This is a genomic window from Shewanella sp. 553 (genome assembly GCF_059338375.1).
Map to the genome: position 1 here is coordinate 836,942 of NZ_CM181701.1, position 24,319 is coordinate 861,260.

Annotated in this window: 21 protein-coding genes and 1 pseudogene; 10 read left to right on the forward strand and 12 right to left on the reverse strand. The window is 48.6% G+C overall.

What is annotated here, in order from left to right; translation table 11 throughout:
- Window position 1: 1 nt before the first annotated feature.
- The 3 genes from AC5YBZ_RS03795 to AC5YBZ_RS03805 form a co-directional block, all read right to left on the reverse strand.
- Window positions 2–634: a DUF2913 family protein gene (locus tag AC5YBZ_RS03795; protein WP_475515981.1), complete on the reverse strand. Its 633-nt coding sequence runs from the start codon at window positions 632–634 to the stop codon at window positions 2–4.
- A 227-nt stretch (window positions 635–861) separates the two neighbouring features.
- A complete protein-coding gene (locus AC5YBZ_RS03800; RefSeq protein WP_475515982.1) occupies window positions 862–2,160 on the reverse strand; it encodes a DEAD/DEAH box helicase in 1,299 nt (432 codons plus the stop codon).
- A gap of 313 nt (window positions 2,161–2,473) precedes the next feature.
- Window positions 2,474–4,261, reverse strand: coding sequence for an aminopeptidase P family protein (locus AC5YBZ_RS03805; protein WP_494543429.1), 1,788 nt, complete (start codon window positions 4,259–4,261; stop codon window positions 2,474–2,476).
- A gap of 177 nt (window positions 4,262–4,438) precedes the next feature.
- On the opposite strand from AC5YBZ_RS03805, the gene AC5YBZ_RS03810 reads away from it, so the two are divergent.
- The gene (locus AC5YBZ_RS03810; RefSeq protein WP_494519937.1) at window positions 4,439–5,626 is read left to right on the forward strand and encodes an MFS transporter; all 1,188 of its coding nucleotides are present in this window, start codon (window positions 4,439–4,441) and stop codon (window positions 5,624–5,626) included.
- Window positions 5,627–5,807: 181 nt separating this feature from the next.
- Window positions 5,808–7,031, forward strand: coding sequence for a M24 family metallopeptidase (locus tag AC5YBZ_RS03815; protein ID WP_494519936.1), 1,224 nt, complete (start codon window positions 5,808–5,810; stop codon window positions 7,029–7,031).
- Between the two features lie 332 nt (window positions 7,032–7,363).
- Here the strand turns inward: AC5YBZ_RS03815 and bamJ are convergent, their stop codons facing one another.
- The 3 genes from bamJ to AC5YBZ_RS03830 all read right to left on the reverse strand — a co-directional run bounded on the left by bamJ (window position 7,364) and on the right by AC5YBZ_RS03830 (window position 9,120).
- Complete coding sequence (gene bamJ, locus AC5YBZ_RS03820) at window positions 7,364–7,837, reverse strand: BamJ family beta-barrel-assembly machinery protein (protein ID WP_494519935.1); 474 nt, start codon at window positions 7,835–7,837, stop codon at window positions 7,364–7,366.
- Between the two features lie 91 nt (window positions 7,838–7,928).
- Window positions 7,929–8,591 (reverse strand): DUF1294 domain-containing protein, encoded by a 663-nt coding sequence (locus AC5YBZ_RS03825; protein ID WP_494519934.1) that lies wholly within the window; start codon window positions 8,589–8,591, stop codon window positions 7,929–7,931.
- Window positions 8,592–8,634: 43 nt separating this feature from the next.
- The gene (locus AC5YBZ_RS03830) at window positions 8,635–9,120 is read right to left on the reverse strand and encodes a hotdog fold domain-containing protein (protein WP_494519933.1); all 486 of its coding nucleotides are present in this window, start codon (window positions 9,118–9,120) and stop codon (window positions 8,635–8,637) included.
- A 229-nt stretch (window positions 9,121–9,349) separates the two neighbouring features.
- On the opposite strand from AC5YBZ_RS03830, the gene AC5YBZ_RS03835 reads away from it, so the two are divergent.
- The gene (locus tag AC5YBZ_RS03835; RefSeq protein WP_494519932.1) at window positions 9,350–10,267 is read left to right on the forward strand and encodes a polyprenyl-phosphate transporter; all 918 of its coding nucleotides are present in this window, start codon (window positions 9,350–9,352) and stop codon (window positions 10,265–10,267) included.
- Between the two features lie 147 nt (window positions 10,268–10,414).
- On the opposite strand, the gene AC5YBZ_RS03840 is transcribed toward AC5YBZ_RS03835, so the two are convergent.
- Entirely contained in the window at window positions 10,415–10,759 is a 345-nt protein-coding gene (locus AC5YBZ_RS03840) for a DUF3634 family protein (protein ID WP_475515989.1), read from the reverse strand.
- A gap of 218 nt (window positions 10,760–10,977) precedes the next feature.
- Here AC5YBZ_RS03840 and AC5YBZ_RS03845 point away from each other — a divergent pair, with 218 nt between their 5' ends.
- On the forward strand, window positions 10,978–11,157 hold the full coding sequence (locus tag AC5YBZ_RS03845) for a hypothetical protein (protein WP_494519931.1): 180 nt from the start codon (window positions 10,978–10,980) through the stop codon (window positions 11,155–11,157).
- Between the two features lie 101 nt (window positions 11,158–11,258).
- Here the strand turns inward: AC5YBZ_RS03845 and AC5YBZ_RS03850 are convergent, their stop codons facing one another.
- The 4 genes from AC5YBZ_RS03850 to aptA form a co-directional block, all read right to left on the reverse strand.
- Window positions 11,259–11,981 (reverse strand): TorF family putative porin, encoded by a 723-nt coding sequence (locus AC5YBZ_RS03850; protein WP_475515991.1) that lies wholly within the window; start codon window positions 11,979–11,981, stop codon window positions 11,259–11,261.
- A gap of 122 nt (window positions 11,982–12,103) precedes the next feature.
- A complete protein-coding gene (locus tag AC5YBZ_RS03855; protein ID WP_475515992.1) occupies window positions 12,104–12,469 on the reverse strand; it encodes a cupin domain-containing protein in 366 nt (121 codons plus the stop codon).
- Between the two features lie 70 nt (window positions 12,470–12,539).
- On the reverse strand, window positions 12,540–14,030 hold the full coding sequence (locus AC5YBZ_RS03860) for a CoA-acylating methylmalonate-semialdehyde dehydrogenase (protein ID WP_475515993.1): 1,491 nt from the start codon (window positions 14,028–14,030) through the stop codon (window positions 12,540–12,542).
- Window positions 14,031–14,084: 54 nt separating this feature from the next.
- Window positions 14,085–15,413, reverse strand: coding sequence for an omega-aminotransferase AptA (gene aptA, locus AC5YBZ_RS03865; RefSeq protein WP_475515994.1), 1,329 nt, complete (start codon window positions 15,411–15,413; stop codon window positions 14,085–14,087).
- Between the two features lie 255 nt (window positions 15,414–15,668).
- Here aptA and AC5YBZ_RS03870 point away from each other — a divergent pair, with 255 nt between their 5' ends.
- Complete coding sequence (locus AC5YBZ_RS03870) at window positions 15,669–17,165, forward strand: aldehyde dehydrogenase (RefSeq protein ID WP_494519930.1); 1,497 nt, start codon at window positions 15,669–15,671, stop codon at window positions 17,163–17,165.
- A gap of 269 nt (window positions 17,166–17,434) precedes the next feature.
- Window positions 17,435–18,298 (forward strand): sulfurtransferase, encoded by an 864-nt coding sequence (locus AC5YBZ_RS03875; RefSeq protein WP_494519929.1) that lies wholly within the window; start codon window positions 17,435–17,437, stop codon window positions 18,296–18,298.
- Here AC5YBZ_RS03875 and AC5YBZ_RS03880 read toward each other — a convergent pair.
- A pseudogene (locus AC5YBZ_RS03880) lies at window positions 18,295–19,603 on the reverse strand (NAD(P)/FAD-dependent oxidoreductase). The gene AC5YBZ_RS03875 and the pseudogene AC5YBZ_RS03880 overlap by 4 nt on opposite strands.
- Before the next feature lie 184 nt (window positions 19,604–19,787).
- On the opposite strand from AC5YBZ_RS03880, the gene AC5YBZ_RS03885 reads away from it, so the two are divergent.
- The 4 genes from AC5YBZ_RS03885 to AC5YBZ_RS03900 all read left to right on the forward strand — a co-directional run bounded on the left by AC5YBZ_RS03885 (window position 19,788) and on the right by AC5YBZ_RS03900 (window position 24,255).
- Window positions 19,788–20,336 carry a cupin domain-containing protein gene (locus AC5YBZ_RS03885; RefSeq protein WP_494519927.1) on the forward strand — a complete coding sequence of 183 codons (549 nt, stop codon included), beginning with the start codon at window positions 19,788–19,790 and terminating at the stop codon, window positions 20,334–20,336.
- Window positions 20,337–20,747: 411 nt separating this feature from the next.
- Window positions 20,748–21,509: a gamma-glutamyl-gamma-aminobutyrate hydrolase family protein gene (locus AC5YBZ_RS03890; protein ID WP_494519926.1), complete on the forward strand. Its 762-nt coding sequence runs from the start codon at window positions 20,748–20,750 to the stop codon at window positions 21,507–21,509.
- A gap of 5 nt (window positions 21,510–21,514) precedes the next feature.
- Window positions 21,515–22,864: a glutamine synthetase family protein gene (locus tag AC5YBZ_RS03895; protein ID WP_475516000.1), complete on the forward strand. Its 1,350-nt coding sequence runs from the start codon at window positions 21,515–21,517 to the stop codon at window positions 22,862–22,864.
- Window positions 22,865–23,154: 290 nt separating this feature from the next.
- Complete coding sequence (locus tag AC5YBZ_RS03900) at window positions 23,155–24,255, forward strand: polyamine ABC transporter substrate-binding protein (protein ID WP_475516001.1); 1,101 nt, start codon at window positions 23,155–23,157, stop codon at window positions 24,253–24,255.
- Window positions 24,256–24,319 lie beyond the last annotated feature (64 nt).

Genomic DNA, 24,319 nt, shown 5'->3' on the forward strand with positions numbered 1-24,319 from the left:
GTTATTTGACGAGCAGGGCAAGCGCCGGCTGTCGATTATTAGGATAGAGCTTATAGGCCTTATGATGCTTAATTAAGCTGGCTTTTTTATTCCCCGCGCTGAGCAACAATTGATGCTCGGCGGCTAACTTAGCGAGCGCTTGTTCATCGCTGCGCACATAAAGGGTAATAGGTTTTAGTAATTTACCCTCGGCAATATCTTGCTCATATTGCTCCACTGAGATGATTAAGCTGTTGCGGCCATCGCTGTCGAGCTTGAGTTTGCCACTGACTTCGCAATCCACAATCACCAACCAGTCATCCTCGTTGAGAGAGTCGAGCATAGTTTGCAGCGATGCCCCAATGGTGTGGTTGTCCATCGCTGCGCGGTATTGCTGGTCGATACGAGCCAGTAACCCCGGCAGATTAGCTGCGGCGCCCATGCTACGTCCGTCGCGGATCCAGTGATTCAGATCGTCAGCCACCAGTTTTGAAAAACGGCGCTCCTTTAACGATTGCGCCATCCAACTGCAGATAAAGTGACTCTCGGCCGCGGCGGTTTTAAGGGCGTTGGGGCTGTCGGCGCGTGCAGCTAAAGCGGCCAGTCCTGCTTGCGCTAATTCAACGAGGGCTTGATTATAGGTTTGCTCTGTCATGGTTTCTCCGAGCACAAAAAAAGGGGGCAATTTGCCCGCCGAGTATACCTTATGTTGTCGCTAACGCCCTAGAGTGCGGTGATCACCCTGTGCTTGTTCGCGATAGCGAACGATGCTGAGGCTATTAGTGGCACGCGGCTTACGATGCATAATTAAGCGCGGTGCACAAAAAAGGCACCGTTAAGTGCCTTAATTGTTTAGTAAATAATTTTGTGACCGTACGTCGATTATTTTTGCTTCTTAATTTTAGCGTTTGCCGAGTTCTTCACTTTGACGCGGCGAGCGCCCATGTTCTTCTCAGCGATCACCTGCGCGCCCACATTGTCGCTACGCTGTTGCTTTTTAGCAAAGCTGCGACGTTTTTGCAGCTGTTTAATCAGCAGCTCACGACTGCCCACTTCGTAGCCCGGAATAGTGATGCGGCGGATCTTAGTGCCGATCAATTTTTCGATATCGGCTAAGGTGCGCTCCTCTTCACGGCTCACCAAAGAGATGGCGACGCCGCTGCGACCGGCACGGCCTGTACGGCCAATACGATGCACATAGTCTTCGGCGAGGAAGGGCAGATCATAGTTAACCACATATTCCAGCGCTGGGATGTCTAAGCCACGAGCGGCCACTTCGGTCGCAACCAATGCGCGTACCTTGCCCTCTTTAAATTCGCGCAGCGCACGGCGGCGATTGCCTTGGGCTTTTTCACTGTGGACCACGGCCGCAGGAATGCCGTCAAGGTTAAGTTCTTTCACTAAGGTGTCGGCCGCTTCACGGGTGGCGGTAAACACCAACACCTGTTGCCAGTTTTTCTTACCGATAAGCTCAGACAGTAACTCACGCTTGCGGCGTTGCTCTACCGGATAAACCACTTGGCTGACGGTTACCGCTGTGGTGTTTTGTTTGTCCACGCTGATAAGCTTTGGTTTAACCAACATTTCGTTAGCCAGTTGCTTAACGGCATTAGAGAAGGTCGCCGAGAACAACAGGTTTTGACGCTTGCTGTTTACTGCTTGTAAGATTTTTTGAATGTCGCTGATAAAGCCCATATCCAACATACGGTCGGCTTCATCGAGTACCAAAAATTCCACATTCGACAGGCTCAAGTTACAGGCTTGGATATGCTCGAGTAAGCGCCCGGGCGTGGCGACAATAATGTCGGCCCCTTTTTTCAGCTTTTGCGCTTGGGTATCCATCTTGACGCCGCCATAAATGGTCAGCACAGAGATAGGCAGATAGCGGCTGTACTCTTTGATATTGTCAGCCACTTGAGCCGCGAGCTCTCGGGTGGGCGCTAAAATTAAGGCGCGGGTGTTTGAGCGTTGGGTTTCGCTTGGCTTATCAACCATCTTTTGCAGTATCGGCAACGCGAAGGCTGCTGTTTTACCAGTACCGGTTTGTGCACTAGCCAGTACATCTTGACCACGGCGAATCGCTGGAATCGCTTGCTGCTGAATAGGCGTCATTTTTTGATAGCCACAATCGGAGATAGCACGCACAATCTCTGGAGCAAAACTAAAAGATTCAAATCTCATTGGGGTATCCTGTTTTTACCTATTCAACATATCGACAATATAACAATTTAGTTTGGTCTATTTAATCAGTAGAGAACGCATCGCTAGATTAATGACCGACGCCAAATGGCGGCCGCGGAGTATAGCAAAATTTTTGGTTAAAACCTGCACTTTTATTGTATTGGGGTAAGTGCGCTTAATAAAGTTCGAGCTTTGGATGTAATGCTAGGTAAGCCCTGAGTGAGTTTTTATCAGTAGAAATAAAAACAGCACCTAGATTCGGTGCTGTTTATCGATATTTTTTACAGAAAAGTTGTCATCACTTGAACGTAACTTAAATCGCTGCGGTTGCTTGTAATAGCCAAGCTAGCGCGTCACCTTGCATTAATGGTGATAAGGTGTCACGCACTCGTTGATGATAATCATTAAGCCAAGTGAGCTCCTGCGTTGTCAGCAACTGGCGCTCAACTAGGCGCGTATCAATGGGGATTAAGGTGAGCGCATCAAACTCATACATCTCTCGTTCAGCCCCAGCCAATGCTTGGCATGGACGAATGGCGACTAAGTTTTCGATGCGAATACCAAACGCATCGGCGCGGTAATATCCTGGCTCATTGGACAGTACCATGCCGGGCAATAAAGCCACATTGTTGCTGTTTTTACCGATCCGCTGTGGTCCCTCGTGCACACTTAAGAAGTGGCCGACGCCATGGCCGGTGCCATGATCATAATCGAAGCCGTGCTGCCACAGGTATTGGCGCGCAAAGCCATCGAGCTGTTGCCCTGTGGTGCCTTTAGGGAAGCGTGCTTGGTCAAGTGCGATATGGCCTTTAAGCACTAAGGTGAACATCTTACGCTGCTCATCGGTGACATCACCAATGGCGATAGTGCGAGTCACATCTGTGGTGCCATCGAGGTATTGCGCGCCAGAGTCGACCAGATAGAGACTGTTCATGCTCATCATAGCGGGCGTGCCATTGTTATGATTGTAATGGCACATCGCCGCATTCGCGCCAGCGGCCGAAATGGTATCGAAACTCGGCTCGCGATAGCGCGGGTCGGTTAGGCGAAAGCTTTCCAATTTATCGGCCAGTTGGCCTTCATCATAGAGACGTTTGGCGGCCACTTCGTTGTCTAACCACGCTAAAAATTGGCTGACGGCCACACCATCACGGATATGACTGGCGGTCATGCCGGCTAATTCTGCTGGGTTTTTCTGCGCCTTGGGTAAGGCGACCGGATCGTCACCTGTGATGAGCTTAGCGCCATGTTGCTCGGCAACCAGTTGCATCCAAGCGTTGGCGTTGTTGGGGTCAGCCAATAGCTTAACGCCATTGAGTTGGCTTAGCGCAGTTTCGAGTTCGCTTTCAGCGTTAAAGCTGACGCCTGCGCCTACGTGTTCGCTGATGCCTGCGGGCAGTTTATTGATGTCGGTAAATAACACCATATCGCCATTGGCATGCAGCAAAGCGGTGCCCAGTACCACAGGTAAGCGAGGCACATCGCGGCCACGAATATTCAGCAACCAGCAAAATGAGTCCAGTGCGGCGATAAGCGCCGCATCGGCGCCGGCTTGTTTAATCAATTGGCCAATGTGGATGCGCTTGTCGTGGCTGCTGGCCCCGGCGCTTTGTTGATCAAATAAAATGATCTCATGGGTCGATGCTGCAGGGCGATTATGCCAATGACTGTCGATAGGGTTGTCGCTGACACAGACCAGCTCAATGCCTGCGCGTTCGAGCTGGGTCTTGGCATCTTGATACCAACTCAGTGAATGTAAGCGTGCATCGACGCCGACCTTAGCCCCGCTCGGCAGCTGTGTTATTAACCAGGGGATCTGCGGCGTGTCGGTGAGGCTTTGATATTGAAACAGCGTCTCATCGACTTGTTGTTTCACTTGCACTGTGTAACGGCCATCGACAAAGATGGCTGCGTGCTCTTTTAACACGATAGCCATACCGGCAGAGCCGGTGAAATGGGTTAACCAGTGTAAACGCTCGTTGCGTTCTGGCACATATTCGCCGAGGTATTCATCGGCTCGAGGGACGATAAAAGCATCGATATTAGCGGTCGTCATCTCGGCGCGCACGGCGCTAAGGCGTTCTGCAATCGGTTGGGTCATTATGGCTCCTGTTATTACCACAATCTTGTGGCGTCGGGCTTTAAGTGCAAGGATTATCGCAGTTGCTGGCGTGGGTTGGAAGTGCCGTTAAGGATTTGTACTAGATTGCAACGGCCATACTGGTTTATCTTGTATCGATAATAATGACAATAAGATAACTGACCAGGAAGTAAGCTAATGCCAAGAAATGTATGGGTATTAACCCTAGCGCAGGCGTTCGCCATGAGCGCCACGCCGATGATGATGTTGCTAGGGGGCTTAATTGGTGTCGAGCTGGCCCCAAGCGCCGCATTAGCGACGCTACCCATCGCCATGATGGTGATAGGCGTAGCGTTATCGGTAATTCCAGTGAGCCGCTTAATGCGCCGTTTTGGGCGTAAAACAGTGTTTATTTCGGGGGCATTGTTAGGCGCCTGCGCCGGTGTGGTTGCGGCGATTGCCACGCAGTTGCATTGGTTTGGCTTATTCTGTGTGAGCGGTTTTATGCTGGGCGCAGCCGGGGCGGTGGTGCAGCAGTATCGATTTGCGGCGATGGAGTCGGTGGCAGCCATTGATGGGGCTAAAGCCGCATCACGGGTGTTAGTCGGCGGGCTGGTGGCGGCGTTCTTTGGCCCCGAATTGGCAGTCTTAGGATCTGAGCTGATAAGCCAGCCTTATGTGGGCGCTTTTATCTTTTTAACCTTAGTGTGCCTAACCGCTGCGGTGATATTAAGCTTTTATGAAAACGTCGATGCGCCGATGGGGCGTCAGGTGGTTAAGCGCCGCGACGGTCGAGACTTAAAGCAGATCTTGTTGCAACCTCAGATTTGGACCGCCATCGGCGCGGCCACCATAGGTTATGGCATGATGAGTTTTATTATGACCGCGACACCACTGCATATGCACCATGTTGAGCACCATTCATTAGCCGATACTAAATGGGTTATCCAAAGTCACATTATTGCGATGTATTTCCCCTCATTATTCAGTGGTTATTTGATGTCAAAATTTGGCCCCAAACCTATGATGCTGGTGGGGCTTGCCGCCTATGGGATCACCATTGTGGTGGCTTTGCTGGGGCATGATCTGCTTAATTACTGGCTGGCACTGGTGTTACTCGGGATCGGTTGGAATTTTCTCTTTGTGGGTGGGACGGTACTGTTACCGCAATTTTATCATAGTGATGAGCGTTTTAAGGTGCAGTCCTTTAACGATGCTTTTGTTTTTAGCGCCCAAGCGGTGGCATCACTCAGCGCCGGCTGGGTGTTACATAATATGGGCTGGGAAGTGATGCTCGTGACCTGCATTCCGTTGATCGCCATGCATTTGTTGTTGATGGCGTGGGGGCGAATAACGGTAAGCAAAGAGCAGAAACTTGAGTTATAGCCTGAGCCTTAACGGGCTTATTGAACTTCTATTTATTAACCCTGAGTGGGCCAATCGCGGCGCACGATTTGCTATTTAATCACGGCTAAATTTTTGTATACTTTATGCCAAATAATCATCCCTTCATTTAATCAGATGAGTGGCGCTAACAGGTTAGCGCCGACGCATCAAAGGTAGTGTAATGACAATAACGACGACAAACGGTATAGGTGGTTCAACGCCGGCACAGGAATTGGCCAAGCTTGTTGATATGACTCAAGGGGTTGAGGCGATAGGCTACGCTGAATATCAGGCAAGAATTGCCAAGGCGCAGGCATTAATGCAAGCGCAGGGGATAGATGCCATCTACCTTAATGCGGGGACTAATCTGTATTATTTTACCGGCACGCGCTGGTATGCTAGCGAGCGCATGGTGGGGGCTATCTTACCGGCTAACGGTGCGTTGCAATATATCGCGCCGGCATTTGAATTATCGACCCTACTCGGCTTTATGGTGATTGAAGGCGAGGTGAATACTTGGCATGAAGATGAGAGCCCTTATGCCTTGTGCGCTAAGGTATTAGCGCAGATGGGCGTAGCGCAAGGTAAGGTCGGTATCGATGAATCTGCCGCCTTTTTTATCTTTGACGGTGTGCGTCAAGTGGCGCCGCATCTTGAGTATGTCAATGCTAAAACCATTACTGCGGGCTGCCGCATGATAAAATCGGCTCAGGAGTTAGCCCTGCTGCAACGGGCGAAAGAGATGACCTTAGCGGTGCACCAAGCGGCGGCGCGTATCTTATATGAAGGGATCACGGTAGCCGAGGTAGAAGCCTTTATCAACGACGCGCATAAGGCGGTCGGCATTGCTGCTGGCTCTTATTTTTGTATTGTACTCTTTGGTGAAGACACCGCTTACCCCCATGGAGTGAAATCGCCTAAGGCGTTAGCATTAAATGACACTGTGCTTATCGATACTGGTTGCCAGTTACATGGGTATAATTCAGATATTACTCGCACCTATGTGTTTGGCACGCCTAGTGCGCGCCAGCGACAGTTATGGCAGTTAGAGCAAGAGGCTCAGCTTGCGGCATTTGATGCGGCTCAAATTGGCGCGACCTGTGCTAGTGTCGATCGCGCCGCGCGTGATGTGCTGGAGGCCGCAGGTTTTGGCCCTGGATATGACGTGCCAGGGTTGCCACATCGTACCGGTCACGGTGTTGGACTCGATATCCATGAGTGGCCCTATTTGGTATTAAACGATCACACACCACTGGCAGCGGGAATGTGCTTTAGTAATGAGCCTATGCTGTGTGTGCCGGGTGAGTTTGGTGTGCGGCATGAAGATCACTTTTACATGACAGAGCAGGGCCCAGTATGGTTTACCGAGCCTGCTCACTCAATCGATAACCCATTTGGGTACTAGGGCCTGTTGATCTTTCAAGGTTGTTTTTGCAGCGAATTGCTGGGCATTTATACAAGGCAGAAGCTTTGTGGTGTAGTTGTTCTACATAAAAAGCTGAGAACGCAGTAGAAATGACCAACAAACGCTGCCCGAAGGGGTCGGCTAAAAACGTTTTACTCTTTGTTAAGTGAATTTTGCTTAGATGACTAGGCTGCAATCCACTCGCCTCAATTAAAACGTTTTTGTCTCGAACAAAATTCAACCAGCAAAGATCAACAGGCCCTAATGATTAATGCATAAAAAAACGCGCCTTGGGGGGCGCGTTTTTTGTTGAGCGAGCGTCGCTCTTGCGACTAGTTGTCGATACTGATGAGTTCAACATCAAAAATCAGTACCGAGCCGCCCTCAATTTTACCCGTTGCACGGTTGCCATAGGCGAGCGTGCTTGGGATAAAGAAACGATACTTGTCGCCAACACTCATCAATTGTACTCCTTCGGTCCACCCTTTAATCACCCGATTAAGCGGGAAAGCGATGGGCTCACCGCGCTCAACTGAGCTGTCAAAGACTGTGCCGTCGATTAAGGTGCCGTGATAATGCACCGTCACGGTATCGCTGGCTTTGGGATGGACGTTACCTTCTCCTTTAGCCAGTACTTGATATTGCAGGCCTGATAAGGTCTCGACCACGCCCGGTTGGTTTTTATTGTCGGCTAAAAATTTCTGGCCAATTTCGATATTTTTTTTGGCCGCTTTTTGGTTGTTCATGCTGCTGTAGAAGTAGAACAACACTCCAGCAATAACGACAACCGCTAATAACATTCTCATAGTCAATTCTTCTGGTTAACCCTGGCGCCATGATAACCAATCTCTTAGGCTAAATATAGCTATCTCATCGGTATAAACTATTGAAAATGGGTTACCTTAACCATTGCTTAAGCATGGCTTGGCCATTATCTGTCACCAGCCAGATAAGCAAGCTGCTGTTTAATAGCACCATTAGCCATAAGCCAAGACGAAAGGTCACTTTTTTAGATTTGTGCCTCAATGAATGTTGGCCGAGCAGGGCACCAGGCCAGCCACCAATGAGTGCTAAGAGTTGTAAACTATTTTCTTTGATGCGCCACTGCCCGGTTTGCGCCGCCTGTTTATCTTGGGCGTAAGCAAGGTACGTGATTAGGCTAACAAGGAGATAATAGAGTATTAAGCCAATAGGTAGGCGTTGCATTAGGCTGGCAAAGAACAGACCGCTAAACAAGGCGCCAATCAGCAGTAACCTAAACCCGAGTTGTCCACCAAAGCGAGAGGGGGCCTTGTGTTTATGCCGTTTAGCTTTGGTGTTAATCTTGCCTCTGCGCTGATACACGGGCGCGCCCTTATCATCGACGATGAGGGCGCAGCTGCGCCCCTGCTTGTCTTTTGCTGTTTGGTAATGCAATTTAACACCGACTTTGGGCGCTGTAGCCTGCGCCCCTAAGCTACTGATATGGAGAAACAGTCGTTCGTTGCCATTATCGGGTTGAATAAAGCCATAACCCTTGTCGTTATTCCAATTAACGAGTGTGCCTGTTAGTGGTCTCAATGGGGTACCTACATCCTGTATGGGGTAATGAGGAAGCTAGCGCCTAAGCCGCCGCTTTTGGGGTGGGTTTGGCCGAGATCCACAGTTTGATATGTCCTTTTACAACGACAACATCATCTTGATCATAAGCGGTCACGGGCACCAATAGATCGCCCTCAACCCATTGCTCAGGTTGTACCACAGCTTCGCAGCGGATGTCACTGCCCGCCTTTGCGGTATAGTCGACACTCATCCCTTTGGGGATCCACCTTAGGTGCGCCGGAATAGAGGCCTCAGCCATCACCCCCATGGCCATTTCTAAGCCATTACAGATGGCGATAACATGCACGGTCTGAATATGATTGTGCACCGCCTTACGTTTTTTGATCAGGCATTGGCAGTAATTGGGGCGTAACTCGGTGATCAACGGGCGTATGGTGCCAAAATAGGGGGCCATGCGTGCCACCATGATTGAGAACAGCTTATTGCCAAGGGGGAGTTTGCTCAGCCTGTGGTAGAGGCGCATAACTTTGGTGGGTTTCTGTTTCATTATGAGTGTCTATGATTATATTTATCTGGTCTGATGAGTGCCTAGGTTAGCCTAATCACAATTAGTTAACAATAGGGGCTAGTTAACAATTGGGGCGCAGTAGAGCGGCCGCAGAGATGATTAAAACTGAATAAAACAAAGTTCATTTCCACTTGCTTCGTGAGCATGGGTATAATCCCCCACAGAGGCTCCAGAGCCTAAGCATTAATCATTAACATAAGGATTTTGAGTGAAATACCTGCTGACTTATTTAAAGGGCATGGCGATGGGCGCCGCCGACGTGGTGCCGGGCGTATCTGGCGGTACTATCGCGTTTATTACCGGAATTTTAGACACCCTACTGGAGAGTATCCGCCGCATTAACCCTAATCTGATTAAGCTCGTTCGTCAGCAGGGCATTAAGGCCGCGTTTGAACATATCAATGGCCCATTTTTACTCGCGGTATTCGGCGGTATTTTAACCAGTATCTTTACCTTGGCTAAATTGATCACCTATCTGCTGGTGGCTCACCCAATCCCTGTGTGGTCGTTTTTCTTCGGCCTGATCATTATCTCTGTGGTGCATATGTTAAAGCAGGTACAGGGTTTTAGTCTGGTGCGTTTGGCCTTGTTTGTAATGGGCGCTGTATTTGCGTGGGGCATCACCATGCTTAACCCTATCGCAATGGAGATGACCTACTTAAATGTCTTTATTGGCGGCTGTATTGCGATTTGCGCCATGCTGTTACCGGGGATCTCCGGCAGCTTTATTTTGCTGCTACTGGGCCTGTATACCTCGGTGCTGAGCGCGGCCAAGAATATCGATATCGCTGTGTTGGCGACCTTTGCGGCGGGCTGTATTGTTGGTTTGCTGTCATTTAGTCATCTCTTATCGGCATTACTGCGTAAGTATCATGACGCCACATTGATTTTTTTGACCGGTTTGATGCTGGGCACCTTAGGTAAAATTTGGCCATGGAAACAAGTGCTGACGTGGCGCACTAACTCCCATGGAGAACAAGTGCCACTGCTAGAGCAAAACTTATCACCCATGCAGTTTGAAGCCGTGACTGGCCAGCCATCACAGTTTATCTGGGCGCTTGTGGCCATGTGTACCGGTATCGCTTTGGTGTGGGCGCTGGAATACTTTGCGGGAAGGAAACGTTGAGTTAAAACATAAGCCGTTAGCCATTGTTGGCTCAATGGTAACAGTTTATCAGTGGAGCAAGGATGAGGCGTGTCATTACGCAACACTTTAACAATAGCGCTCAAGGTTAGCTTGAGCGCTAGGCCGACTTCGTTTAATAGGATTGAGTTAACCCGCTTGGCGTGAGTTGTCGGTGGTTTTTTTATCATAGTATTCGAACGGAAATACATTACGAATACGCTGGGTAATGCTATCCCCCACATTGGCCGAAACATGTAAGCGAACATCGCCCGCTTTTTCAGCGCGCACCACACAGGTAAGTTTTTCAGCCTTGGCGATCGCCCTGCATTCACGCAGGAACTTTTCGGGGATCTTGCCTTTGTGTTCAGTCAGGCGGCCCTGTTTAAAATGCATCTCAAATAGGGTGAGTCCCTTCTTACCGCTAAAAATAAGTTTATATACCAACATTAAACCGACAAGAATAAAGATAACTTTGAGTACTGTCGCTGTCATGCTAACTCCTTATTGCACTTTTTAATCAAGATACTCCCGCTGGCGGTTTTTTCATAGCGCTGCAGATCAACTTTTTAAAAGATGGCTATACTTATTTTTTCCTGCTTAGGTTGCCGCTTTTGCGGCGTACTTTGCCAATAGGTAGGGTTATGAGTAACACCAGTGGCGAGTGTGGATTGGTGGTTTACAGGGAGCGATTTACATCACTTAAGGATGACATGATGCAACTTTCTAATGCACGCCGCTGGGCGCAGTTATGTGAACAACAAGCCGAATTGGTAGAGCGTCTATCTACGACTTTTCCAGAGCGAAAACAGCATCATGAACAACTTGGGGGCGAGTGGCGTTTACTGGCCGATAAGATCCGTAATGGTGAAAGCCCTAAATTAACCGACTAGCGTTACTGGTGAATGTACTGAGTGAAAGATAAAAAACCGCCAAATGGCGGTTTTTTGATGGGCAATGAGTGCAGTGCTGCACTTCATATCAGGTTAAGCGCTTAAAAAGCGTAACTTGCCGAGACTAAGAAAGTACTGTCATTACGGAAGCTGCCTTCATCAAATTGGTACTCGCTATCGATATCGTTATCTAACCAAGCGGCAGATAAGCCGATGCCAGCAAGCTCTGTTGAGACACCAATTGAGTAGTCAACATATTTACCCATATCATCATCTGGCGCATCACCAAAGTTGTAGCCTACATGCAAGTCTAGGCTCCAGTTGTCGGCGAATTCCCAGCCGTAGTTGAGTTCAGTGTAGTGGTAGTCTAAGTCACTTCCGCCGTAGTCATTGGTGTACCAATAGGCTGCATGAAAGTCGGCAAAATAGAAACCGACTGAGCCTTCAAGGTAATCTTGTGAGACATCATCACCTGGGTAGGTGTAGTAGAGTAAAGTCACGTCATACTCGACTTCTTCACCAATGGCTCCAGCGTAGCCCGCATAGAGATCGACCTCTATGTCGGCGCCATTACCATCTTCTGGATCATCAAAATCAACATTACTGCCCCAAGCGCCTACAAAGAAGCCGCTGTCCATGCTGTAATCGATACCAGCTTGTATGGCAAAATCGCCAGCCGATTGTGACACGCCACGAAAGCGGTAGTCGTTTGTAACACTCACTTCGCCAGACACTTCAGCGTGCGCTATTGGTGAGAGTAGCGCTGCTGTTAAGGTCAAAGCCGCCGCTTGGGCAATCCGTTTCTTATTAAATTTTTTATGCACGGTAATTTCTCCATTTCACTTTGTTGACATGGGTATTTTTAAACGAGTAAAAATACCAAATTTAGCCAAACAACAGCTGCTATTGCTGAGACATCATGGCGATTACTCACAATCGAACTCAGTTACTTCGGTTCAAAAATGACGTAAATTTTTCTACATTGTTCAATCACTTTCCACACGCCAGAGAAGCCTGCTGGGATCACAAAACGATCGCCTTTGGTCACGGTTATGCTATTGCCTAGGCTGTCGGTGATCTCGCTGCTACCCGCTAAAATTTCGCAATATTCGTGCTCAGTGTAATTGACCTTCCAACTGCCTTTTTCACCTTGCCATACACCCGTGTGAAACTGATCGCATGGGCTGGAATAATGATTTTCAAGCTGTTGTTTTGGGTCGCCAGAGAGCACTTTTTCTTTGGCTACATCATAGTGCTCAACCTGAGTGCTATGTAGAGCAAGATTTATGATGGCATCGACTTGTTTTGTCATTACATCTCCAATGGTTAAACATATACAGGTGCAGCGAGAACTGCACCCTTTTTTTAATTGTTTTATAGGTTTATTTCATTGTTGGCATAACAAATTCAGCCTGCGCTTCTTTCGGTTTAGGCCAGCGAGCGGTGATCGCTTTACGCTTGGTATAAAAACGTACGCCATCGGGGCCATGCATGTGCAGTGGTCCAAATAAAGAGCGTTTCCAGCCGCCAAAACTATGGAATGCCATTGGCACAGGGATCGGCACATTGACACCGACCATGCCCACCTGAACGTGGTGACAGAAATGGCGCGCCGCTTCGCCGCTTTGGGTAAAGATGGCGGTGCCGTTACCAAACTCATGATCGTTGATCAGCTGTAGGGCTTGGGCATAATCTTTAACGCGCACAATGGCCAGTACTGGGCCAAAGATCTCCTCTTTATAAATGGTCATCTCCGGTGTGACGTGGTCAAACAGGCAGCCCCCGAGGAAATAACCCTGCTGGTGATCGGCAACGCTCAATTGACGGCCATCGGCAAGCAGTGTCGCGCCTTCGGCCACACCGATATCGACATAGCTGCGAACCTTATCAAGATGCTGCGCCGACACGAGCGGCCCCATATCCATATCGGCTTCTAGACCATTACCCACTCGTAACGCCTTAATTTGCGGCAGCAGTTTGTCGACTAATGCATCCCCGGCATCACCTACAGCGAGTACCACCGAAATGGCCATGCAGCGCTCTCCTGCTGAGCCGTAGGCCGCGCCCATCAATGCGCTTACCGCTTGGTCAAGATCGGCATCAGGCATCAATAACATGTGATTTTTAGCGCCGCCCAAGGCTTGGACGCGCTTGCCATGTTTCGAGGCAGTTTCATAGATATATTGCGCAATAGGGGTTGAACCCACAAAGCTGACCGCCTGAACATCTTGATGGGTTAACAGGGTATCGACCGCCTCTTTATCGCCATTGACGACATTAAATACGCCATCAGGTAAACCCGCTTCGCTAAGCAGTTCGGCCATGCGCATCACTGAGCTGGGATCTTTTTCTGACGGCTTCATGATAAAGGTGTTGCCTGCGGCGATGGCGATTGGGAACATCCACATGGGCACCATGACAGGGAAGTTAAAGGGGGCAATGCCGGCCACCACACCTAAGGATTGATTGAGTGTCCATGCATCGACGCCACCACCGACTTGCTCGGTATGCTCGCCTTTTAACAGGTGGGGGATACCACAGGCAAATTCGACCACTTCCAAACCACGGATGATTTCGCCCTTGGCGTCATCGAGTACTTTGCCGTGTTCGCGGGTGATCATCGCCGCGAGTTCATCCATATTGGCTTCGACTAAGGCTTTAAACTTAAATAAGATGCGTGAGCGATTCAGCGGCGTCATCTGTGACCAAGGGCCATGGGCTTTCTTCGCCAGCTCAATGGCGCCGGCCACTTCTGCAGCGCTGGCTAACGAGACACTGGCTTTTTGTTCGCCAGTGGCGGGTTCAAATACGGCGCTTGAGCGCTCACTCTGGTTACTGTGCTGTCCGTTGATGTAATGGTTTATCTGTTGCATAACACTGGTATTCCTAAAAAATGGGATAAAATGGATTCGATGGACGCTGGCCTATTAGCCCACCGCAGTAATGGCATCACTGAGCGTATTGACCATGTGGTCTATCTGCTGTTTATCGACAATCAGTGGCGGTGACAGGGCGATAATATCGCCAGTCGCTCTGACTAAGGTGCCGTTATTGAAGCAGGTTTCAAAAATGCCAAAGCCACGTTTGCCTATGCCTTTTTCGCTTGGACTAAATTGCAGACCAGCGACAAGGCCGGTATTGCGAATGTCGATAAGATTGGGCAGCCCTTTTAAGCTATGCACCGCCTGTTCAAAATAATCTTCAAGTGAGCGCGAGCGAGCAAAGAGTTGCTCCTCTTGATAAATATCGAGCGTGGCTAATGCCGCAGCCGCAGCTACTGGGTGGCCTGAGTAGGTGTAGCCATGGAACAGCTCAATGGCACCTTCAGGTGCATCCATGCTGGCATCATAAATCGCATCATCAATCAGCACCGCGCCCATGGGAATGGTGCCATTATTGAGTGCTTTTGCCGTGGTGATCATGTCGGGTTTGACATCCCAGCGCTGGCTGGCAAAGGCATCGCCTACGCGGCCAAAACCGGTGATCACTTCATCAAAAATTAATAAGATGCCATGCTTTTTAGTGATTTCACGTAGCCGTTTAAGGTAACCCTGTGGCGGTAAAATCACCCCTGCAGAGCCTGACATTGGCTCGACAATCACAGCCGCGATATTTTCAGCACCATGCAAGGTAACCAATTGCTCTAAGACATCGGCTTTTTCTGCTCCGGTTTCGGGCAGCCCTTTACAAAAGGCATTGGTGTTGATGTCTAGGGTGTGGGGCAGGTGATCGACCCCTTGCAGTAATTGCTGGCTAAAGGTACGGCGGTTACCGCCGATGCCGCCGACGGAAATCCCACCAAAGCCGACGCCATGGTAGCCCAACTCTCGTCCGATAAAGCGGGTGCGAGTGGCTTCACCTCGGGCACGGTGATAATTGAGGGCAATCTTCAATGCCGTATCTACTGACTCAGAGCCTGAGTTGGTAAAGAACACTTTATTGATGCCAGCGGGCGCGATATCGGCAAGGCGCTCGGCTAGCTGGAATGCCAGAGGATGGCCCATCTGAAACGAGGGGGCGTAATCCATTTCGTGGATCTGTTTGCTCACCGCCTCAGAAATCGCCTTGCGGCCATGTCCTGCGTTGCAACACCACAGGCCAGCAGTTCCGTCGAGCACGGCACGGCCGTGCACATCGGTGTAATACATACCTTCTGCTTGAGCAAGTAATCGCGGGCTTTGTTTAAACTGCCTATTGGCGGTAAATGGCATCCAATAGTGGTCGAGTGTTTGCCCTGTCTTATTATCGTGTTCCATATCATTTACCTTGGTTCGGTTTATTTGTTGTTTTTTTGAGTGGTCGATATTTGCTATGCTATGTCAGAAATAATGAACATGAAAGTGATTTGTGCATTATTTGTAGCGAAAAATATCTTTTTGTAAAAAATATTGAAATTTTATTAACGAAAGGCGTAATCTAGGCAGCCAAGACGCGCACTAATGTGCAAAGGGTGCGCTGCAAATTGATTGTAACTATCGTAATGATGATTTATCACCCGCTAAGAGGTCAGAATGAGTACTCCCCAAAGTCGAGAACAGTGGCAGCAGATGGCAGATTCGCTATCAATTAATGGTCAGGCATTTATCAATGGCGAATATTGCGCTGCGGTGTCTGGTGAGACGTTTGATTGTATTAGCCCGATTGATGGCAAGGTGTTGGCGCAAGTAGCCAGTTGCGATCTTGCCGATGCCGATATTGCCGTGGCCAGTGGTAGAGCCGTGTTTGAACGCGGTGATTGGTCACAGATGGCGCCCGTTAAACGTAAGCAGGTAATGATTCGTTTTGCTTCACTGCTTGAGCAACATCAAGATGAATTAGCCTTATTAGAAACCTTAGATATGGGTAAGCCTATTCGCTATTCTACTTGCGTGGATGTTGCTGGCGCCGCTAGAGCGCTGCGATGGTCGGGAGAGGCGGTTGATAAAATTTACGATGAAATTGCGCCAACGGCTCATAACGAAATAGGCATGATCACCCGCGAAGCCGTGGGCGTTGTCGCGGCCATTGTGCCGTGGAATTTTCCGTTGTTAATGGCCTGCTGGAAACTCGGCCCTGCGCTGGCAACCGGTAACAGTGTGGTATTAAAACCATCAGAAAAATCACCGTTAACCGCTATTCGTGTGGCACAGCTAGCCATCGAGGCCGGGATCCCTAAGGGGGTGCTCAATGTGTTACCAGGGTTCGGGCACACTGTGGGTAAGGCGTTAGCCTTGCATATGGATGTTGATACCTTAGTGTTTACTGGCTCAACTAAAATAGCCAAGCAATTAATGATTTATGCTGGCGAGTCTAATATGAAGCGAGTCTGGTTAGAGGCGGGGGGCAAGAGTCCTAATATCGTCTTTAACGATGCGCCTAATTTGCAAGAAGCGGCCATTGCCGCAGCGTCGGCCATTGCATTTAATCAGGGCGAAGTGTGCACCGCTGGCTCTCGTTTGCTGGTGGAAGCTGGGGTTAAGGATGAGTTGATAGCCTTGATTGCTGCCGAGATGCAAGCATGGCAACCGGGTCATCCTCTCGATCCTGACACCACTTGTGGCGCGGTTGTTGACCAGCAGCAGCTCGATAACGTATTGGCCTATATCCGCTCTGGTGTTGCCGAAGGAGCAAGCTTAGTGCAAGGCGGCGAGCAGGTGATGGCTGAGTCGGGTGGCGTGTATGTGGCGCCAACCATCTTTGCCGATGTAAACAATCAGATGACCATCGCCAAAGAGGAGATCTTTGGTCCTGTGTTGTCTGTGATAAGTTTTGAGGGCATGGATGAAGCCATTCGTATTGCCAATGACACCATCTATGGGCTGGCCGCAGGCGTATGGACTAGCGATATCAGCAAGGCACATAAAACCGCCAAGGCACTGCGCAGTGGCATGGTTTGGATTAACCATTACGATGGTGGCGATATGACGGCGCCATTTGGTGGCTATAAACAGTCGGGCAATGGTCGTGACAAGTCGCTGCATGCATTTGATAAATATACTGAAATCAAGGCTACCTGGATTGCGCTTTAAGTAAAAAGCCTTACTTAACATCGTCAGTTGCTCAGCCACTCGCTCAGCACTTTCTGGTGCTAACCCCGTAACCGCACGCTAGCATCATGCATAGTGTGCGGTTTTTTATGGTGAGCATTTACATCCCACTAGGGACAGTGGCAGATTGTATGCCTAACAGTTGATACCGAGATTGTTATTGGCATTTTTTGCTTGTAGCTACCTAGGTTATTCGTATATGTTGCCAAACAGTCACCAGTTTAATTGGCCAAAGCCTGTTTGGAGTCACAATGCAATACCCTTTAGTTAGCACTGCCTGGCTTGAAGCGAATCTATTTGAAGCAGGTGTCATTATTCTCGACGCCAGTATGGATAACGTCATAGGTAAGACGCCTATTGTTTACGATAAATTTATCGCTATACCGAGAGCGCAGAAAATCGATTTAGAAACGGTGTTTTGCGACACCACCTCAGCACAAGTGCATGCCATGCCTAGCGTCGAGCAGTTTAATCAAGGTATTGCCAATTTAGGTATCGACAGTGATAGCACTGTGGTTATCTATGATAATCAAGGTATTTATTCATCACCACGGGCCTGGTGGATGTTTAAAGTGATGGGGTTTGAGCGTGTGTTTGTGCTCGATGGTGGCTTACCGCAGTGGCTGCTTGAGGGGCGCACCACGGTTGAGCAGTATCACCAACACCCACATCAAGGTAATTTCAAAGGCCAATATCAAGCGGGCTTAGTATGCGATATGGCATATGTGTTAGCGCGATTTGATGCCGACAATGCACAAGTGTTTGATGCCCGCGCCGCCGAACGTTTCAATGGTGAAATGGCAGAGCCTCGTGCCAATGTACGTAGTGGTCATATCCCAGGTTCGATTAATCTGCCATTTAGTCAGGTGCTTGATGGGCATAAATTACAAGCAACGCCAGTGTTACAGACGTTATTTGCTCAGCAAGAGAGTGGCGATAACATCGAGCGAATTTTTAGCTGTGGCTCTGGCATCACCGCCTGCATATTGATATTGGCCGCTGTGGCATCGGGTTGCCCTAAAACCGTGCTCTATGATGGCTCTTGGACCGAGTGGGGCAGTCATCATCACTTGCCCATTAGCCCCTGTGCACCTGTTATCGTCCCCGACGCTTAAAATAGATCCTTAAATCTGTGGTACAGCATACCGGCAGCCAGCATGGGCGACCTAAAGGTCGGCCCACCAGGAAAAGTCATATGCTGCACTTTATCAAAAATATCAAACCGTTCAGCCTGGGCCGTTAGTGCTTCACTGATCAGTTTAGCTGCCATATGGGTGGCGTTAACCCCATGGCCAGCATAGGCCTGCGCGTAGAGAATATTGGGGCAGTCGGGGAGGCGTCCTATTTGCGGTAAACGATTAGCGCCAATGCCTATCATCCCCCCCCATTCGTAGTCAATTTTGACCCCTTTTAACTGTGGAAAGACCTTTTCTAAGTTGGGGCGCAGTGCGGCATTAATGTCTTTAGGATCTTTACCCGAATAGGTGCACAGGCCGCCGAATAGTAAGCGATTATCTTGTGATAAATGAAAGTAATCTAAATCGATACGCAGATCGGCAAAGGCCATATTTTTGGGGATGATCTCGTCACACTGTGCCTGAGTTAGAGGTTCGGTCGCCAGTAAATAACTGCCAGCGGGCAACACTTTACCGCCGACATAACTTTCCAGTTTATGGCCAATATAGGCATTGCCTGCCAGCACCACATATTGACAATCCACTTGCCCCTGTTCGGTGATGACTGTCGGGCGTTCGCCCTTGATAATGTTTGTGGCGGCGCTGTATTCAAACATCTGCACGCCCAAAGCACGAGCCACCCGCGCCTCGCCCAACGCCAGATTAAGAGGATGTAGATGACCACTATTCATGTCGACCAGCGCGCCAATGTAACAGTCCGAGCCAATCACCTCTTTGATTTGGTGCTGCTGTAGCAGCGAGAATCCTTCACCGCGACCTTGATCCACCATCTCTTGATAATCCGCTTCAAGCTCTGTCATGTGACGAGGCTTTGTGGCGAGATCGCAATAACCCATCTGTAGGTTACAGTCGATATTATGCTGTTTGACGCGGTTTTTGACGATATCGACGGCTTCAAAGCCCATCTCATGGATAGCCTGTACCCCTTCGGTACCGATTTCGTTTCTAAATTGGTCAACGTTGTGGCTCTATGCCGCGGATCAATTCACCGCCATTTCGACCCGATGCACCCCACCCAATGCGTTTGGCTTCCAGTAAAGCCACACTAAAGCCTTTTTGAGCCAGTTCAATGGCAGTATTGATACCGCTAAAGCCGCCGCCAACGACGCAGACATCAACCTTGATATGTTCGGTCAGTTTAGGCAGTGGCTCTAATGCATTAGCCGTGGCGAAGTAGTAAGACTGGGGGTAATTATCACTGTGGATCGGCGGTTTGCTAGACATTGTGGCTCCTGAATCGCTTTTTATTGTTGTTATTCGACTTAATCGACCCGAGGAAGAGTGTACTTTTAGCTTTCGGGTTGGTTATAATTCACACTTGTTGATTATATTTAACATGCTTTTTTGTTTGATACAAACTAGTATGACAAATTGTTTTGCCATAAATCGGTTGGATAGGAGAGGTTTTTTGGATATCGGTGCAAATCTCAAAGCTGTTCGAAAAATGAAGGGGTTATCGCAACGAGAGTTAGCTAAGCGTGCGGGCGTAACCAATAGCACTATCTCGATGATAGAAAAGAACAGTGTGAGTCCTTCAGTCAGTTCTTTGAAAAAAGTCTTGTCAGGACTGCCTATGTCATTGGTGGACTTTTTTTCTATTGAAGAGAGCCTGCCCAGTGAGCAAAAGGTGGTTTATCGCGCTGGTGAACTGCTCGATATCGGTGATGGCAACCTTGATTACAAACTGATCGGTCGTGATTATCCTAACCGTGCCATGTCGGTGATGAATGAAGTGTACCCCCCCGGCGCCGATACGGGGGAAGAGATGTTGCAGCATGAAGGCGAAGAGGCTGCTATGGTGATTGAGGGGCAAATTGAGATCACCGTTGGCGATGAAGTGTTTATTCTCTGCGCAGGTGACAGTTACTACTTTAACAGTGAATTACCGCATCGCTTTCGCAACCCGTTTGAACAAGCTTGCCGTATTGTGAGTGCCACGACTCCCGCTAACTTCTAATCAGTAACTCCTTTGGCGGTGCTTGATTGATAAGCAGCGCTATGGGGTTATCCTTGCTGCGCTGTGTTTGATATTTGATCTCTAACGGAGCATTATTTCGTTTGAGGTGTAAATAATTTTATCCACTCAATCGGCTTGTTTTTACCTCCTCCACTCACTGTACTCCCCGTATTATCGCAGACTTTTGTTCAAAATATTCGTCGTTGTAGCTGGTGCTATCAATCTGTTTGGTGATCGCTTTACTGTTTTAATTCAGTTTTGCCGCTTTTGTTGCGCAAGTGTTTATTTTTTGTTTTGAAGACCTATTGCCTAGTGTTATTTTTCAGTGTAGTGTGTGAAAAAATGAACATTCGGTTAGCCTTTGCTCATTATTAACAACTATAAGAAAAGCAACAACTCTACAGGTGATCTATGTCCGAGGAAGGACTGGCTGTTATTGGCGTGACAGCTTGTAATCAACAATTAGGCCTACACCCATTTAATATCGTCGGTGAGAAATATCTATTAAGCATTGCTGACGCCACTAACGCTTGGCCACTCGTTATCCCGTCATTGGGTCATTGCCCTGCGGCGGCGATCCTGCCACGACTCGATGGCATTCTATTCACTGGGTCTCCCTCTAATATCGAGCCTCATCATTATGATGGTGAGGTGAGTGACGCAGAAACGTTACACGATCCTAAGCGTGATTCAACCACACTCCCCCTATTAAAGGCTGCTATTGCCGCGGGAATCCCTGTGCTGGCTATCTGCCGCGGGTTTCAAGAGATGAATGTGGTGTATGGCGGTTCTTTACATCAAAAATTACATCAAGTGGGTGGTTTTATTGAACACCGCGAAGATAAAACCGCACCAGTAGAGGTTCAATATGGGATATCGCATCCAATCCAAATTGAACCTGGAGGCCTGCTCCACGAGGCATGGGGCCGCAATTTGGCAGAGGTTAACTCTGTACATACCCAAGGTGTCGACCGCTTGGGCATTGGATTGCGGCCAGAAGCTTACGCTCCCGATGGATTAGTCGAGGCGTTTTCGGTCAAAGATGCGAAAAACTTTGCGTTAGGGGTGCAGTTTCATCCGGAATGGAAGGTCTTAGACCATCCTTTTTATCGCGCAATTTTCACCGCCTTTAACAAAGCCTGCCAACAAAGAGCAGCGCAACGAACGAGATAATAAAAATGAAAAAGTTAATCAGCTATTTAAAAGAAAATAAAATTACAGAAGTTGAATGTGTTATCAGTGATATGACAGGTATCGCCCGCGGTAAGATTGCCCCTGTTGCTAAGTTTATTGATGAAAAAGGCATGCGTATGCCTGAGAGCGTTTTATTGCAAACGGTGACGGGTGATTATGTTGATGATGAGGTGTATGACTCATTGCTCGATAAAGCCGATATTGATTTTGTCTGTGTCCCCGATGATAAAGCCATCTTTATGTTGCCTTGGTGTATTGAAGCCACCGCGCAAGTGATCCACGATACCTATGACAAAATGGGTAACCCGATTGAGTTGTCACCGCGTAACTTGCTAAAAAAAGTCTTAAAACTTTATGAAGATAAAGGCTGGAAGCCCGTCGTCGCGCCAGAGATGGAGTTTTATCTTACTAAGCCAAATGAAGATCCTGATATTCCACTGAGTCCACCTATTGGTCGAAGTGGTCGCCGTGAGTCTGGTCGTCAGTCATTTTCAATCGATGCCGCGAATGAATACGATCCACTGTTTGAAGATATGTATGACTGGTGTGAAGCACAGGGGCTAGATATCGATACCCTGATCCATGAAGAGGGCACTGCCCAAATGGAAATTAACTTCAGTCATGGTGATGCGTTATCACTGGCAGACCAAGTGTTTGTGTTTAAACGTACGTTGCGTGAGGCAGCACTGAAGCATAACGTGTGCGCCACCTTTATGGCGAAGCCCGTTACCGATGAGCCCGGCAGTGCGATGCATATTCATCAAAGCGTGGTTGATGCTAAGACGGGTAAAAACATTTTCACTAATGAAGATGGTACTAAGAGCGCAAAATTTTTAAGTTATATCGGTGGCTTACAAAAATATATTCCTGAACTGCTCCCTTTGATGGCGCCTAATGTGAACTCATTTAGACGTTTCTTACCTGGTACTTCGGCGCCCGTTAACTTGGAATGGGGTGATGAAAACCGCACTTGTGGTCTACGTATTCCAGAGTCTTCGCCGCAAAACCGCCGTATCGAAAACCGCATAGCCGGCGCCGATGCTAATAGCTATTTGGCCATTGCAGCGACACTACTGTGTGGTTTTATGGGCATGGTTGAAGATGTGAAACCATCGACACCAGTACAAGGGCGCGCAAACGAGAATCGACTCGGTAACAGCTTACCGTTAACGCTAGAAGAAGCCTTAGCTGTGATGTCTGAAAGCTTAGCTGTGCGTGAATATTTGGGTGAGACATTCACCAATGGCTATATTGCGGTCAAGCAAGCTGATTTGGAAAACTACCGCCGCGTGATCAGTTCTTGGGAACGTGAGTTCTTATTACTAACCGTATAACCATTACTGTTATGAATGTCTTAGTCCAGTTGCCTGCTAACTGAGACGTAGAAATGGTCAGTATATTGGGCGCAGTGTTGTGCTGCACCACAGTGCCCATAACCTTATCTACATAGAGAAAATGAAGGAGGCTTAACCAGTTCGATGCGGATGTAAGCTGTAGCATTGTAGGTAATAACCAGATCAGGGTTGCCTAAGTCGGCAATTGTTGGTCCAAAAGGGATACAAGCCAATTGGCTATCACTATGACACAGTCTTACCCGTGAAAGCGGCGTGGCAAGGGAGAAAAAATGACATTATTAAAGCGAATAACCGCATCTTGTTTGGTGGCGCTATCGGCATTAGCCAGCAGTGCGGCCTACAGCGAAGAAGTATTGAAAGTGTATAACTGGAACGATTATATCGCCAAAGATACCCTAGATAACTTCTACAAAGAGACTGGGGTGCGGGTGATTTACGATGTGTTTGATAGCAACGAAATGGTGGAAGCCAAGTTGTTGTCGGGCCATTCTGGCTACGATATTGTCGTGCCATCCAATGACTTTCTTGCCAAACAGATAAAAGTAGGGGCATTTACCCCACTGGATAAAAGTAAGCTGACTAATTTAGGTAATCTCAACGCCGACCTGATGAAGCAGCTTGAAAAAGCCGATCCGCAGAACCTTTATTCGGTGCCATATCTTTGGGGAACCACAGGCATTGGCTATAACGTCGACAAAGTGAAAGCGCTATTAGGCGACGATGCACCTGTGGATTCTTTAGCGCTGATTTTCGACCCCAAATATGCACAAAAGCTCACGAGTTGTGGTTTGTCTATGATGGACTCTGCTGACGAAATGATGTCGCAAGCCTTATCTTATCTGGGGCGCGATCCTAACAGTACCGATCCTGATGATTATCAGGCAGCCGGTGAAGTCATTGAGCAGGTGCGTCCTTACGTGACCTACTTTCATTCATCGCGTTATATCACCGATTTAGCCAATGGCGACACCTGTGTGGCATTTGGTTTCTCTGGCGATGTATTTCAAGCGGCGGCGCGCGCCGAAGAGGCTGGCAATGGTCAAAAGATCGAATATGCCATAGCCAAAGAGGGCGCCTATTTGTGGTTTGATATGTTGGCGATCCCTGAAGATGCAGAGAACAAACATAATGCACACCTGTTTATCAACTATCTGCTGCGCCCTGATGTGATAGCCGAGATCTCTAATTATGTGGCTTACGCTAACCCTAATGATCCGGCGCAAGCCTTGGTCGATGAGGCGATCCGTAATAACCCGGGGATCTATCCGAGCGAAGCGGTGCTGAAAAACTTGTACATTCGAGAGGTTCGTCCTCTGCGTGTTCAGCGGGCAATGACTAGAGCCTGGACGAAAGCGAAATCTGGTCTTTAATCCATCTAATGAGTTGATAAGTATATCTATTAATCCATTAGATCTTGTAAAGTATTAAGCAATC

Coding starts and splice junctions, on each gene's coding strand:
- AC5YBZ_RS03795 (WP_475515981.1), bottom strand. CDS start 634: ATGACAGAGCAAACCTATAATCAAGCCCTCGTTGAATTAGCGCAAGCA.
- AC5YBZ_RS03800 (WP_475515982.1), bottom strand. CDS start 2,160: ATGAGATTTGAATCTTTTAGTTTTGCTCCAGAGATTGTGCGTGCTATC.
- AC5YBZ_RS03805 (WP_494543429.1), bottom strand. CDS start 4,261: ATGACCCAACCGATTGCAGAACGCCTTAGCGCCGTGCGCGCCGAGATG.
- AC5YBZ_RS03810 (WP_494519937.1), top strand. CDS start 4,439: ATGCCAAGAAATGTATGGGTATTAACCCTAGCGCAGGCGTTCGCCATG.
- AC5YBZ_RS03815 (WP_494519936.1), top strand. CDS start 5,808: ATGACAATAACGACGACAAACGGTATAGGTGGTTCAACGCCGGCACAG.
- bamJ (WP_494519935.1), bottom strand. CDS start 7,837: ATGAGAATGTTATTAGCGGTTGTCGTTATTGCTGGAGTGTTGTTCTAC.
- AC5YBZ_RS03830 (WP_494519933.1), bottom strand. CDS start 9,120: ATGAAACAGAAACCCACCAAAGTTATGCGCCTCTACCACAGGCTGAGC.
- AC5YBZ_RS03840 (WP_475515989.1), bottom strand. CDS start 10,759: ATGACAGCGACAGTACTCAAAGTTATCTTTATTCTTGTCGGTTTAATG.
- AC5YBZ_RS03845 (WP_494519931.1), top strand. CDS start 10,978: ATGATGCAACTTTCTAATGCACGCCGCTGGGCGCAGTTATGTGAACAA.
- AC5YBZ_RS03855 (WP_475515992.1), bottom strand. CDS start 12,469: ATGACAAAACAAGTCGATGCCATCATAAATCTTGCTCTACATAGCACT.
- AC5YBZ_RS03860 (WP_475515993.1), bottom strand. CDS start 14,030: ATGCAACAGATAAACCATTACATCAACGGACAGCACAGTAACCAGAGT.
- aptA (WP_475515994.1), bottom strand. CDS start 15,413: ATGGAACACGATAATAAGACAGGGCAAACACTCGACCACTATTGGATG.
- AC5YBZ_RS03870 (WP_494519930.1), top strand. CDS start 15,669: ATGAGTACTCCCCAAAGTCGAGAACAGTGGCAGCAGATGGCAGATTCG.
- AC5YBZ_RS03875 (WP_494519929.1), top strand. CDS start 17,435: ATGCAATACCCTTTAGTTAGCACTGCCTGGCTTGAAGCGAATCTATTT.
- AC5YBZ_RS03890 (WP_494519926.1), top strand. CDS start 20,748: ATGTCCGAGGAAGGACTGGCTGTTATTGGCGTGACAGCTTGTAATCAA.
- AC5YBZ_RS03895 (WP_475516000.1), top strand. CDS start 21,515: ATGAAAAAGTTAATCAGCTATTTAAAAGAAAATAAAATTACAGAAGTT.
- AC5YBZ_RS03900 (WP_475516001.1), top strand. CDS start 23,155: ATGACATTATTAAAGCGAATAACCGCATCTTGTTTGGTGGCGCTATCG.